The 13050-nt window shown below is 68.8% G+C and carries 11 protein-coding genes; 6 read left to right on the top strand and 5 right to left on the bottom strand.

Features of this window, described 5'->3' with window-relative positions:
* Positions 1-22: 22 nt before the first annotated feature.
* Positions 23-898, bottom strand: a complete 876-nt coding sequence (locus MKI84_RS13430) for a LysR family transcriptional regulator (protein WP_241620236.1) — start codon at positions 896-898, stop codon at positions 23-25.
* Positions 899-1133: 235 nt separating this feature from the next.
* Between MKI84_RS13430 and MKI84_RS13425 the strand changes: the two genes are divergently transcribed.
* From MKI84_RS13425 to MKI84_RS13400, 6 genes are all read left to right on the top strand, one after another.
* Positions 1134-1802, top strand: a complete 669-nt coding sequence (locus MKI84_RS13425; RefSeq protein ID WP_241620234.1) for an ABC transporter permease — start codon at positions 1134-1136, stop codon at positions 1800-1802.
* A complete protein-coding gene (locus MKI84_RS13420) occupies positions 1799-2923 on the top strand; it encodes an ABC transporter ATP-binding protein (RefSeq protein WP_241620231.1) in 1125 nt (374 codons plus the stop codon). Before MKI84_RS13425 ends, MKI84_RS13420 begins: the two co-directional genes overlap by 4 nt.
* A gap of 6 nt (positions 2924-2929) precedes the next feature.
* The gene (locus MKI84_RS13415; RefSeq protein WP_241620230.1) at positions 2930-3670 is read left to right on the top strand and encodes an ABC transporter permease; all 741 of its coding nucleotides are present in this window, start codon (positions 2930-2932) and stop codon (positions 3668-3670) included.
* A gap of 30 nt (positions 3671-3700) precedes the next feature.
* Complete coding sequence (locus tag MKI84_RS13410) at positions 3701-4594, top strand: glycine betaine ABC transporter substrate-binding protein (protein ID WP_241620227.1); 894 nt, start codon at positions 3701-3703, stop codon at positions 4592-4594.
* Between the two features lie 62 nt (positions 4595-4656).
* Positions 4657-5574, top strand: a complete 918-nt coding sequence (gene puuE, locus MKI84_RS13405) for an allantoinase PuuE (protein ID WP_241620225.1) — start codon at positions 4657-4659, stop codon at positions 5572-5574.
* Position 5575: 1 nt separating this feature from the next.
* Positions 5576-6838, top strand: coding sequence for a Zn-dependent hydrolase (locus MKI84_RS13400; RefSeq protein WP_241620223.1), 1263 nt, complete (start codon positions 5576-5578; stop codon positions 6836-6838).
* Here the strand turns inward: MKI84_RS13400 and MKI84_RS13395 are convergent.
* The 4 genes from MKI84_RS13395 to MKI84_RS13380 form a co-directional block, all read right to left on the bottom strand.
* Positions 6823-7848 (bottom strand): GlxA family transcriptional regulator, encoded by a 1026-nt coding sequence (locus tag MKI84_RS13395; protein WP_241620221.1) that lies wholly within the window; start codon positions 7846-7848, stop codon positions 6823-6825. The two genes, MKI84_RS13400 and MKI84_RS13395, sit on opposite strands and share 16 nt — an antisense overlap.
* 232 nt (positions 7849-8080) lie before the next feature.
* A complete protein-coding gene (locus MKI84_RS13390; RefSeq protein WP_241620219.1) occupies positions 8081-9328 on the bottom strand; it encodes an MFS transporter in 1248 nt (415 codons plus the stop codon).
* Positions 9329-9961: 633 nt separating this feature from the next.
* The gene (locus MKI84_RS13385; RefSeq protein WP_241620217.1) at positions 9962-11296 is read right to left on the bottom strand and encodes a dihydroorotase; all 1335 of its coding nucleotides are present in this window, start codon (positions 11294-11296) and stop codon (positions 9962-9964) included.
* A complete protein-coding gene (locus MKI84_RS13380) occupies positions 11297-13039 on the bottom strand; it encodes a thiamine pyrophosphate-requiring protein (RefSeq protein WP_342593638.1) in 1743 nt (580 codons plus the stop codon).
* Between the last annotated feature and the right edge of the window lie 11 nt (positions 13040-13050).

Below are 13050 nucleotides of genomic sequence, written 5' to 3'. Positions count from 1 at the left end.
GCCGGGCGGCCGGTCCACCGGCTCAGGCGTCGTCCTGGTCGCGGGGGGCGTCGCCCGGCATGGCGGCGAGGCTGCGGAGCCCCTCCAGCGCGAGGTGCTGGGTTTCCGGCTCGCGCGGCTTGGCCGGGTAGACGATGTAGATCGGCCGGCGGAACACCGGCGCCCCGGCAACGGCGACCAGTTCGCCGGCGGCGAGGCGGCCGGCGACGAGGCTCTGCGGCAGATAGGCCGCGCCCTTGAGCGCCAGCACATATTTAAGCCCCAGCGCCCCGAGCCCGACCGAGAGCACCGGAGCGGGAAGATCCGGAAAGGCTTCCGAAAAGCCGCCGCGGAAATCGTCGCCCCATTCCACCCTGACGTAATGGCTGCGCCAGTCGGCCGCGGCCTCGGCATGGGCGATGAGGGTCAGGTTCTCGTGCAGCAGCACGTCGACGACCAGCCCGGGGCGATGCATGGGCAGGTACATGATGCCGGCGTCGAGCGTGCCGGAGAGGATGGCCTCGGTCAGCACCTCCGAGCGCGCCGCCTCGATCTGCAGCGCGACATGCGGGGCGTGGCGCTTCATCCACGCCACCCAGGCGATGCTGAGATCGTCCTGCAGCGTGACCGGCCCGCCGAGACGGAAGATGCCGGAATACCCCTTGGGCAGGCCCACCTGCTGGCGCGCCTGGTCCCAGTTCTGCACGATCTTTTCGGCGTAGGCCTTGAATTCGCGGCCCGCCGCCGTCGGCACGACGCCGCTTTTCGAGCGGCTGAACAGAGAAGCGCCCAGCTCTTCTTCCAGAGAGTGAATCCGGGCCGAGACGGTCGACTGCATCACCCCGATCTTCAGCGCGGCGAGACTGAAGCTGCCGCTTTCGGTTACGTGCAGAAAGCTCCGCAAGGCTTCGATGTTCATGCTGGGAATACCGATTCGCGATCGCGAGGATCATAGCCGACAACCCGCCGCGCCCCGCGTTTCATCGCCGACAAAAGCCCGCTTGCCCATTTTATGGTCAAGGTGGAATTGCGCCGTCAAAGCGATCAAGTCGTGCGGATTCGCGATAAATCCCGTCGTAAATGCGCGAGGCGCCTCTTTCATGGCACGCTAACATCATAACCATGAAAAGACGCGATGCAGACCTGATCCGCCAATGGACATATTGACATACATAGTAGAAAATTTTTCGACCCTGCTCGATCTAACGATCCAGCACATCGTCATCGTATTTTCTTCTGTATTCATTGCGATCCTTACCGGCGTTCCGCTCGGCATCATCATCTGCTCAAGCCGCATCGCTTCAAGAATTGTGCTCGGGGCTGCGACCGTTCTTCTAACGATACCTTCGATTGCCCTGTTCGGCGTGCTGATTCCGATCCTCTCGCCGATCGGCCACGGCATCGGCACCGTCCCGGCCGTGGTCGCCGTGGTGCTCTATTCGCTGCTGCCGATCGTGCGGAACACCTATGTCGCGATCTCCGGCCTCGACAGCGCCCTGATGGAGGCCGCGCGCGGCATCGGCCTGCGGCCCTGGCAGCGCCTGTTCTGGATCGAGCTGCCGATGGCGGTACCGATGATCATGGCCGGGGTGCGTATCGCCGTCGTCTCCAATATCGGCGTGGCGGCGGTCGCGGCCTATGTCGGCGCGGGCGGCCTCGGGCGCCTCATCAGCCGCGGCATCGCCCAGAGTGATCCGCGCCAGCTCATCACCGGCGCCGTCGCCATCGCGCTGCTCGCCGTGCTCATCGACCTGGTGCTGCTGCAGGTGCAGCGGCTTCTCACCTCTCCCGGCCTGCGCCGCCGCGCGGGAGGCGCCTCATGATCGATATCGAAAATCTCTCGAAGGTGTTCTCGTCGAACAACCGCGACACCTTCGCGGCCGACCGCGTCAGCATGAGGATCGCGGCGGGAGAGACGTGCGTGCTGCTCGGCCCCTCGGGCTGCGGCAAGACCACCATATTGAAGATGCTCAACGGGCTGATCCCGCGCACCTCCGGCACCATCCGCATCAATGGCCGCGATCTCGACGATTTCGACATCGCCGAGCTGCGGCGCTCGATCGGCTATGTGGTGCAGCAGATCTGCCTGTTCCCGCACATGACGATCGAGCAGAACGTCTCGATCGTTCCCCGGCTGCTGAAATGGGACAAGGCGCGCACCCGTCGCCGCGCCGCCGAGGTGCTGGCGACGGTGGGCCTCGAGCCCGGCCACTTCCTGCATCGTTATCCCGCCGAACTGTCCGGCGGCCAGCAGCAGCGCGTCGGCGTCGCCCGCGCCATCGCCGCCGACCCGCCGGTGCTGATCATGGACGAGCCGTTCGGCGCGGTGGACCCGATCAACCGGGAATCCATCCAGGACGAGTTCCTGGCGATGCAGCAGCGGCTGCGCAAGACCATCGTGTTCGTCAGCCACGACATCGACGAAGCGGTCAAGATGGCGGACAAGATCGCGCTGTTCCGGGCCGGCCGGCTCGAACAGTTCGCCGCGCCGGACGAACTGCTCGCGCACCCCGCCAGCGATTTCGTCGCCGATTTCGTCGGCAAGGACCGCGAGCTGAAGCGGCTCGCGCTGATCCGGGTCGGCTCGGCGCGCGTGGCGGACGCTCCCGCGCTGTCCCAGGACCGGACGGTGGAGGAGGCGCTCGCCCTCATGAACGCGCAGGGCCGGGAGCACCTCACCGTGCTCGATGGCGCGGGACGGCCGGTCGGCTACGTCACGCAGGCGCGCCTGTCCGCCGGCGTGCCGGCCGCCACGCTCGAAAGCGCCATGACGCCGGCGACGAGCGTCTCCCTCGACGACAATCTGCGCACCGCCGTGTCGAACATGTTTCGCGGCGATATCGGCTGGCTGCCCTGCACGGATGGGGAAGGCCGCTTCGACGGGGAAATCAGCCAGGCGGCGATCACCCACAGGCTCGGCCAGACCTATCGTGAGCGGAGGTAGGCGGCCATGTCGTCGTCGGCGCTCCGCTCCGGTCTCGTGAAGCTCCTGCAGGAGTCGCTGCCGCTGCTCCTCACCGCGCTGGTGTGCTGGTTCATCGTGGTGGCGACCGGAAACGAGGAGGCCTTCGCCGACCATTGGGAGGACATCACCTATCTTGCGCGCGAGCACGTCGTGATCACGCTGCAGGGTTTCCTGCCGGCGGCTGTGGCCGGGCTCGCCCTCGGCGTGCTGCTGAGCCGCCCCCGCCTGCGCCGGGTGGCCGAGCCGGTCATCCAGCTGCTCAATATCGGCAACACCATTCCCAGCCTGGCGGTGATCGCCCTGTCGATGACCGTGCTCGGCCTCGGCACGCCGCCGGTTGTGCTCGCGCTCTGCCTCGTCGCGCTGCTGCCGATCGTGCGCAACACCTATGTCGGGCTGACCACCGTCCCGCCCGACTTCCTCGAAGCCGGCGCCGGCATGGGAATGCTGCCGCGGCAGGTCCTCGTGCAGGTGGAACTGCCCTGGGCCTTCCCGGCGATCATGGCGGGCCTGCGCACCGGGATCTCGCTCGCCGTCGGCACGGCGCCGCTCGCCTTCCTGATCGGCGGCGGCGGGCTCGGCCAGCTCATCTTCAGCGGCATCGCCGTCTATGAGTTCGGCACGATCCTGTCCGGCGCCATCCCGGTCATCCTTCTGGCCCTGCTCGCCGATCTGCTGATCGGCCTGCTCGCCCAGCTGCTCACCCATCCACACACGGGCACCTAGTGCCTCACTACAAACCAGAGGGTCTACAGCATGAAACGGCGTCAATTCATCATCGCGGCCGGCATTGTCGGCCTGCTCGCCTCGGCCACCCCCGGCTTCGCCGCCGGCCCGTCCGTGGTGGTCGGCGGCAAGGACTTCACCGAGCAACTGATCCTGGCCTCCATCACCTCGCAGCTTCTGGCGAAGAACGGCTTCACCGTCGACAGCAAGGTCGACATGGGCAGCAGCGTCGTGCGGCAGGCGATGGAGAACGGCCAGATCGACGTCTACTGGGAATATACCGGCACCTCGCTCCTCAGCTACAACAAGGTGAAGGAAACGCTGCCGCCGGACGAGACCTACAAGAAGGTCAAGGAGCTGGACGCCAAGAAGGGCATCGTCTGGCTCGAACCGTCCAAGGCCGACAACACCTTCGTCTTCATGATGACGAAGGAGAATGCGGCCAAGCACAAGCTGACCAGCATGTCGGACATGGCCAAGCTCATCACGGACGGGACCACGGTCACCTTCGCCTGCGATCCCGAATTCACCCAGCGTGTCGACGGGCTGAAGCTGGTCGAGAAGACCTATGATTACAGCTTCGGCCGTCCCAACACCAAGGTCATGAGCTCGGGCCTCGTCTATGACGCGGTGAAGAACGGGCAGGTCGACGTCTCGCTCGGCTTCGCCACCGACGGGCGCATCCCCGCCTTCGATCTCGTCGCGCTCAAGGACGACAAGCAGGTCTTCGCCTCCTACATCCTGGCCCCGGTGGTCCGGCAGGAGGTGCTCGACAAGAATCCGCAGATCGGCACGCTGCTCAACAAGGTCTCCGCCCTGCTGGATGCCGATGTCATGGCGCGCCTCAATGCCGAGGTGGACGTCGACAAGAAGAGCGTCGAGGCCACCGCCCAGGGCTTCCTGGCCTCCAAGGGCCTCATCTGACCGCAAAGTGACCGGAGTGCCCCGCCCGCCGGGGCGCTCCGGGGACCAATGAAGGATCTTTCATGCAGAGCTATCCCCGCGACCTGATCGGCTATGGCCCGAACCCGGTCAACCCGCACTGGCCCGGCGACGCGCGCGTCGCGGTCTCCTTCGTCCTCAACTACGAGGAAGGCGGCGAGTACTCCATCCTTCACGGCGATCCGCATTCCGAGACGGTGCTGACCGATCTGGACTCGCCGCCGGCGATGTTCGGCGAGCGCCACCTGAACGTCGAATCCAATTTCGAGTATGGTAGCCGCGTCGGCTTCTGGGAGATCCTGCGGCTGTTCCGCGAGCGCAACCTGCCGCTGACGATCTATGCCGTGGGCATGGCGCTGGAACGCAACCCGCAGGTCGCCGCCGCCATTCGCGAGGCGGGGTACGAGGTCGCGGGCCATGGCTATCGCTGGATCGACTACCACACCGTCTCGGAAGAGGACGAGCGCGCCGACATCAAGCGGTGCATCAGGGTCATCGAGGAGATGACCGGCACGCGGCCGGTGGGCTGGTACACGGGCCGGCCCAGCATCAATACGCGGCGCCTGCTCGTCGAGGAGGGCGGCTTCCTCTACGACTGCGATTCCTACAGCGACGACGTGCCGTACTGGACGACCGAACACGGCCGGCCGCACCTCATCGTGCCCTACAGCCTCGACAATAACGACAGCCGGATGACCCGGGCCCAGGGCTTCGACCTCGGCGAGCACTTCTACACCTATGTGCGCGATTCCTTCGACTGGCTGCACCGCCGCGGCGCGGTGATGCCGCGCATGATGTCGGTCGGACTGCACAACCGACTGATCGGACGTCCGGGCCGGATCGGCGCGCTTGAGCGGCTGCTCGATCACATGATGGCCCATGAAGCCGTCTGGTTCGCCGGGCGGGCGCAGATCGCCCGTCACTGGATCGCGCAGCACCCGTTCACGGCGCAGGCGGCGTGAGGTGACGGCACTTTCGCCCGCGGGCGCGCTGGCCTCCCGGCTGCTGGAGGAGATCGCGGCGGCGACAGGCGATGCGCCCGGCGTCACCCGCGCGGCCTATGGCGCGGGCGAGCAGCGCGCCCACGACATCGTGCGGCGCGAGGCGGAGCGCCTTGGCGCGCAGGCCCGCGTCGATGCCGCCGGCAACCTTTATCTGACCTTGCCGGGAGCGGATCGCACGCTCCCGGCGCTGGTCATCGGCTCGCATCTCGACAGCGTTCCCCATGGCGGGAACTATGACGGCGCCGCCGGTGTGGTGGCCGGCGTCGCGGCGCTCTCGGCCCTGCGCGAGCGCGGCCGGCCGAGCCGCGACGTGACGGTGATGGCGATCCGCTCGGAAGAGGCCGCGTGGTTCCCCGTGTCCTATCCCGGCTCGCGGGCGGCGCTCGGACTGCTGCCCGACGACGCCCTCGATGCCCCTCGCGCCGACACCGGACGCAGCCTTGCCGAGCACATGCGGGAGGCCGGCTTCGATCCGCGGGCGGTGGCGCGCGGCGAGCGGCAGATCAAGCCGGACCGCATCGCGGCCTTCGTCGAGCTGCACATCGAACAGGGCCCGCGCCTGGTGGATCGCGGCTGCGCGCTCGGCATCGTCACCGCCATCAATGGCGGCTTCCGCTACCAGCGGGCGCGCTGTCTCGGAACCTACGCCCATTCCGGCGCCGAGCCGCGCCGGAGCCGCGCCGACAGCGTTCTCGGCTTCACCGAATTCGTCAACGCGCTGGAAGCGCTGTGGGACCGGCTTGCCGAGGCGGGCAAGGAGTTCACCCTCACCTTCGGGCGGGTGGAGAGCGATCCCGCCCAGCATGGCGGCAGCCGTGTTCTGGGCGAGCTCGGCTTCACGCTGGATGTGCGCTCCGAGCATCAGGACGACCTCGACGCCGTGCGCCGCGAGATCGAGCGTCTCGCCGACGCGGCCGGGCACCGGCGGCACACCCGCATCGATCTCGGCGAGGCCTACTCATGGGCGCCGGGCCGCATGGACGCGGATATCGTCGAACGCCTGTCGCGGACGGCGGCGCATCTGGGTCTGGCGGCACCCGTTCTTTCCAGCGGCGCCGGCCACGACGCGGCGGTGTTCGCCTCCGCCGGCATTCCCACCGGGATGATCTTCGTGCGCAACGCCCATGGCAGCCACAACCCGGATGAGCATCTGGACATGGCGGACCTCGATCGCGGCATCCAGCTGCTGCTCGGCTTTGTGAACGGCTACGAGCCGGCGTGATCGCCGGTCGGACCGTCGGCCGCGGGCGTGAAGCGATAGGCCTGTTTCGGAGGCATCGAGGAGGCGAGATTATAGCTGCCGCCGGCACTCGCCTGCGCGCGCGCCCGCTCGGCGAGCGGGCTGATCTGGTAGACGCGCTTATAGAGATTGCTGAAGTGCGACGCCGAGCTGAAGCCGCAGGACACGGCGATTTCCGCCACCGGCATGCGGGTCTGCGACAGCAGGCTGCGCGCGCGGGCCAGGCGCAGCTCCACATAGAACTGCTTGGGCGTGCGGCCGATGCGCGTCGCGAACAGCCGCTGCATCTTGCGCGGCGACAGGTGCGCGCGCCGCGCCAGCTGTTCGAGGGTGAGAGGGTCTTCGAGCGTGCCCTCCATCAGCTTGATGAGAGCGGCGAGTTCCGGGTCCACCAGCCGCAGCCGCTCGGCGCTGCGCTGCTGGGTGTCGCCGGATTTGCGCACCGACGGATAGACCAGCTGATCGGCGACCGCGCGTGACAGCTCCGCCCCATGATCGCGCGCCACCAGCGCGACCATCATGTCAAAGGCGGAGGTGCCGCCGCAGCAGGTCCAGACGTTCTTGTCCTCGACGAACACCCGGTCGCACACGCCAAGGCCGGGAAACTCCTCCATGAAGGAATTGATGCTTTCCCAGTGCAGCGCCGCGAGGCGCCCTTCGAGCAGGCCGGCTCGCGCCAGGATGTAAGGCGCCGTGCCGGCGGCCGCGATGCAGGTGCCGCGCCGGGAGGCACGACGCAGCCACGCGAACAGGGCCTCGTCCTCGGTCTGCTCGGCGCCATAGCTGGCGAAAACCACGATGAGCTGGCAGTCCCCGCCCTTCTCGAAATGGGCTTCCGGCACAGCCGGCGTGCCATTGCTGGCATGCACCTGCCCTTCCACCGTCGACAGCACCCGATAGCTGTACAGCGTCTGCCCGCTCAGCATGTTGGCGACGCGCAGCACGTCGATCGCGCAGGCGAAGGAGATGAAGGAGAAGCCTGGCGTTAGCACGAAAGCGACGCGGATGGGCGGGGCAGCGGACGCACTGCCGGTTCGCGGCGATGGTGCGCAGGGTCTTTCGGCGGCTCGGGTCAGCTCTTCCAAATCGCAGCCTCATCTCACCCGAATCGCGAGGGAACCCTTTCACCGCGCGTTCGATCGAACCACCGTCCATCCCGAAAGCATGACGCCTATTTTCTGTTCGGGAAAGCCGATGAAATTGAGACCGGCGCGCATGTGAGCGTCACCGGGCCGCCGGGCGCGCCGCGCCACGGCGCTCGCGCACCAGACTGAACAGGGCGGTAGCGCCGACCAGCACGGCGCCGGCCCCAAGCATCACGAACAGGGCGCCCGGCGTGAAGCGGCTCATCAGGCCGGCCGCGGTGCCCGGCGTGGCAATGTTGCCGAGCGAATAAAGCGACAGCAGCAGGCCGGAGGCGGCGACCATCTGCCGGCTGTCGATCTGGGCATTGGCATGCGCGCTGGCGACGGGATACATGGTCAGCGCCGCCGCGCCATATGCGAAGAACACCAACCAGAGCAACAGCGGCGCAGCCGATCCGATGAGGACGATCACGAGGCAGAGTGCGCAGGCGAGCAGGCTCTGCACCAGCAGGAGCAGCAGCCGCGGCGTGCGATCCGACAGCCAGCCGACAGGCGCCTGCGCCAGCAGGCCACCGGTCATGAACGCCGTGACCATGGCGATCGACAGCATGGAAGGCAGGCCGATCTGCGCGCCGTAGATCGGCGTGAGCGCGACGACGTTCATATTGGTCATGCCGGCCTGGAACACGCAGATGATCGTCGCGGGCGCGCTGCGGAACAGGCTGGCAAAGTTGCCGCATCGCGTCGGGACGGGACGCTCCGGCGGCGCCGGCACGAGCGTCGCCGACACGAGCGGCACCGACAAGGACGGCCAGGCGCGGCCGACATAGCGGCAGTGCAGCAGGCCGGCCAGGCACACCAGCATGCCGACCTCGAACAGATAGGGCGATTCGGTGCCGACCGCCGTGATCACGATCTGGCCCATCACCACGGCCAGCGAGGTCGCCACCATGTAGAGCGAAAAATAGACCCCGCGCCGGCGCGGCTCGGCGTAGAGGTTGATGTAGCTCTCCATCGCCACGAAGATCGCGGCGACGGCGAAACCGTTGAGAAAGCGCAGCGGCAGCCACACCTCGATCCGATCGGTGAGGCCGAGACCGAGGGCCGCCAGCACCACCACGCCGCCCAGCACCAGGAACGCTCGCTGGTGGCCGAGCCGCGCCACCGGCACCCGCCCCAGCACGCACCCGGCGAGAAAGCCGGCGGGGAAGCCCGTGAGCAGCCACTGCACCTCCCATTCCGCCCAATGCGGCTGCGCGAGCCGGAGCGAGAGCGCCGAGGTGAGAACCGCGTTCCCGCTGATGACCACCAGGAGGCTGAACATCATCGGGCCGAGCTGGCGAAGGCGGGACGCCGGGGCGAGGCCGGCGCGGGACATCAGCGACATGGGAAGGTGATCGTGAGCTTGGGGGTGCGCGGCCATGCGACCCGAGCGGGGGACGCGTGGCCGATCGACGAATGGCCGATCGCCTCCACTATGTCGGTGGCGCCGTGCGCGTGAATGGCGGGAATGGCAGCAAAATATGCAGCATGCGACATGCGGGGCGGGGGACGGCGGCGATACTCGATCCCGCCGCCCATGCCGCCCTCGGACGCTGGCGATCAGCCCGCCATCGACGCGCACCGCGCTGCCGGTATTGTTAAGAGGCGCGCGTACTCGCGAGGCAGGCGACGGTATCGCCCTGTTCGCGCGGACCGCCCTAGCGGCGGACCGGAATGGCGGCAGTGCTTTGTGCCGCCACGTCCTCAACGGCCCGCGCTGCGCCTTCTGCCGGTCGAGGAAGGCGACACGCCCGGCGCCGCCTGCGCGATGTCGTCGGCCGTCACCTGCGCGGCCGCGCCGTTGATGTCGGCAACCACCACGCTCGTGCCTTTCGCGGCAGAGCGCGCGCGATCGCCCCGCCGAGCCCGCCACTGGCACCGAACGCCGGCGCGGTCCTGCCACCCCGTTCCCGATCCATGAACACCTCCCCTTGATGGCGCCTTCCCGCGTCATGGCCGAGCCCGCCCTCCGGGTCGTTCAGAACGTGCCGCCGACCACCTGGCCGTGGGGAGGCCCGACCAGCCGGCCGTCGCGCATGACCTCGGTCCCGCGCAGCAGCACCGCCCTCAGCGCGCCCGGCACGGTCCAGCCGTGGAACGGGGTGTAGCCGCCGCGCGACAGCTGCGCCTCGTCGCGGATCTGGGTTTCGCCACGCGGATCGAGAAAGAGGATGTCGGCATCGAAGCCCGGCGCGATCCGCCCCTTGCGCGTGGCGAGGCCGAAGCGGGCGGCGGGATTGCACGCGCACAGGCGCACCAGGGCGGGCAGGTCGATCACCTTCTCCTCCACCAGCCGCAGCATGGCCGGCAGCAGGGTCTGCACGCCCGGCATGCCGCCGGGAATGTCGGCAAAGGCGGAGTACGGCGCCGCCTTCTCCGCCGGGGCGTGCGGGGCGTGGTCGGTCGCGACGATGTCGATCAGCCCCTCGGCGAGGGCGGCGCGCAGGGCTTCGACATCCGCGAGATCGCGAAAAGGGGGCGAGGCCTTCAGGCGCGCGCCCTGCGTCTCATAATCGGCGGCGGTGAAGAACAGGTTCTGCACCGTCGTCTCGACGGAGGCGTCGGCGAGATCGCGCATCCGGCGCCAGGTGGCGACGCCGAGCGCGGCGTTGATCTGCCGGACATGGATGCGCGCGCCGGTCGTCGCCGCCGCGAGCACGGCGCGCGCGACGCCGTTGGCCTCGGCGAGCGGCGGCCGGCTGCGGCCGAACGCGGCCGCGTCGCCCGCGCTGTCGCGCGCGGCCTGTCCGTCAAGAATCGACTGGTCGCCCGGCGAGACGCCGACGAGTTGCCGGCTGCCGGCAAAGGCGGCCAGCGCCTGCGTCAGGCGATCGATCGTGTCGAACAGGAAGAGCTCGGGGACGTCGGCCGTGAAGACCTCGAAGGAGACCGGCGAGAGGCCGGTGAAGCGGGTCCGGTCGGGCCCGCCGTGCCGCACCGCGACCTGGAATCCGACATCGACATGCAGCCGGCCCTGCGTGACGGCCGCCTTGTCGGCAAGGTCTTCCGGGCTGACCGTCCAGGGCTCGTCGGTCGGCATGTCGAGCAGCGTCGTCACGCCGCCGAGCGCCGCCGCCTGCGTGCCGGACGTGACGTCCTCCTTATGCGTGAGGCCGGGCTCGCGCAGATGCACATGCGCGTCGACGAGGCCCGGCAGGAGGTAGAGGCCGGAAGCGTCGATGGTCCGCCGCGCGGGCGCGCTCTCGGAGGGGGCGAGCAGCGCCGCCACGCGCCCGCCGCTCAGCGCGAGCCCGGCCGGTGCGGCGCCCTCGGCATTGACGACGGTGCCGCCGGTGATGAGCGTGTCGAACATCTAGAGCTCTTTCTGCCAGAGTCCCGGAAGCCGGGGCTCCTCGTGGGTGTCCACCTCGATCAGCGCCGCCTGTCCGCCATCGACCCGCGCGATGCCGCGCAGCAGGGCCGCGCGCAGGTCGGCCGGATCAGCGACGCTTTCGCCATAACCGCCGAGCGCCTGCGCGATCGGAGCGTAGCGGCCGGTGACGCGATTGGCGCCGTATTTGGCCGTCGCCTTGGGCATGCCGGCGGCGGAGCCGCCCATCACGCCATTGCGCAGCAGCACGACGAGGATGGGCAGGTCGCAACGGATCGCGGTCTCGAAATCCATGCCGGTCATGCCGAAGGCGGCCTCCCCCATCAGCGCGACGCACAGCCGGTCCGGCCGGGCGAGCCGCGCGCCCATGGCAAAGCCGAGGCTGCTGCCGAGCTGGGTGGTCTTGCCCCAGCCGACATAGCCGCCCGGCATCGTCGCCGCGTAGAACGGCATGAGCTGGTCGCGCGGATTGCCGGCATCGTGGGTGAGAATGGTGCGGGCCGGATCGAGCGCGGCGATCATTTCCCCGACCACGCGATACGGCGAGATGGGGTGGCTGTCGGCGGCGAGCAGCGGCGCCCATCGCTCCAGGAAGCGGCGGCGCACGGCCGCGATCTCCTCGCGCAGGCCCCTGCCCTCCCGCGCCGGATGGCCGGCATCGAGCATCTGCCGGAGCACGGCGCGCGCATCGCCGATCACCGCCTGGGCGACGGGGTAGTCCTTGCCGATGTCGGCCGCGTCGAGCGTGACCTGGAGGATCGTCTTGTCCGGCGGAATCGGCAGGATGTAGTAGGAGCGCGTCAGGCTGCTGCCGAGCGCCAGCACGATATCGGCCTTGCCCAGGAAATGATCGACGGTTGCCGGCCGCGCGCGCCCGATGGCGCCGAGCGCGAGCGGATGCGTCTCCGGGAAGGCGCTCTTGCCGTTCGGCGTGGTTGCCACCGGGATCGAGAACCGCTCGGCGAAGGCGACGAGTTCCTCGCTCGCACCCGCCGCCAGCACACCCTGACCTGCGAGGATCAGCGGGTTGTCCGCGTTCAGCAGCCTGCGCATTACGCTAGCGATCTCCGCCGGATCGGCCTGCGGGGCGCTGCGCGGGAGCAGCGGCCAGTCAGCGGCCGGCGGTTCGAACGGCTCGGCGAGCAGGTCGGCGGGCAGTTCCAGCATCACCGGGCCGGGGCTGCCCTGCCGCAGGCGCGACAGCGCCGCGTGCAGCAGACGCGGCAGGTCCTGCGTCCGGGAGACGCGCTCGCTCCATTTGGTGATGTGCTGGAAGCTGCGCTGCGCCTCGAAATTCGGCGCCACGCCCTGGGAGTCGCGCGGATAGCCGGTCGGCAGGAAAAGCAGGGGCGCGCGATCATTGAAGGCCTGCGCGATGCCGCCGAACGCGCTTTCGACGCCCGGCCCATATTGCACCGTCACCACCACCGGCTCGGCGCCTTGCGCGGTGCGGGCGCAGCCCTCGGCGATGTTCACCGCCACGCGCTGCGAGCGCGCCATGATCGGGGGAATGTCCAGCTCGGCGGCGGCGTCGAACAGTTCGCTCGTCGGATAGCCGATGAGATGGCGCACGCCAGCGCCCTTGAGCACGGAGGCGATATAGCCGGCGCCGGTGGTGGTCTTTCGATCGTCCATCTGTTCCGTGCGGGTCGCGTTATCGGCCAGATCAGCACTAAGAGCCCTGACGCCGATGCAGAATGTCGCGAGCCGACATCGAGCCTGCACGATGCGACATG

It is taken from the genome of Ancylobacter gelatini, from assembly GCF_022601675.1.
Taxonomy (GTDB): domain Bacteria; phylum Pseudomonadota; class Alphaproteobacteria; order Rhizobiales; family Xanthobacteraceae; genus Ancylobacter; species Ancylobacter gelatini.
Note: the sequence above shows the minus strand (reverse complement) of the source record. Positions and strands in the feature narration are given on the sequence as shown.

Excerpts from the sequence above, each read along its gene's own strand:
- MKI84_RS13430 (WP_241620236.1), bottom strand. The coding sequence starts at position 898 with ATGAACATCGAAGCCTTGCGGAGCTTTCTGCACGTAACCGAAAGCGGC.
- MKI84_RS13425 (WP_241620234.1), top strand. The coding sequence starts at position 1,134 with ATGGACATATTGACATACATAGTAGAAAATTTTTCGACCCTGCTCGAT.
- MKI84_RS13420 (WP_241620231.1), top strand. The coding sequence starts at position 1,799 with ATGATCGATATCGAAAATCTCTCGAAGGTGTTCTCGTCGAACAACCGC.
- MKI84_RS13415 (WP_241620230.1), top strand. The coding sequence starts at position 2,930 with ATGTCGTCGTCGGCGCTCCGCTCCGGTCTCGTGAAGCTCCTGCAGGAG.
- MKI84_RS13410 (WP_241620227.1), top strand. The coding sequence starts at position 3,701 with ATGAAACGGCGTCAATTCATCATCGCGGCCGGCATTGTCGGCCTGCTC.
- puuE (WP_241620225.1), top strand. The coding sequence starts at position 4,657 with ATGCAGAGCTATCCCCGCGACCTGATCGGCTATGGCCCGAACCCGGTC.
- MKI84_RS13390 (WP_241620219.1), bottom strand. The coding sequence starts at position 9,328 with ATGTCGCTGATGTCCCGCGCCGGCCTCGCCCCGGCGTCCCGCCTTCGC.
- MKI84_RS13385 (WP_241620217.1), bottom strand. The coding sequence starts at position 11,296 with ATGTTCGACACGCTCATCACCGGCGGCACCGTCGTCAATGCCGAGGGC.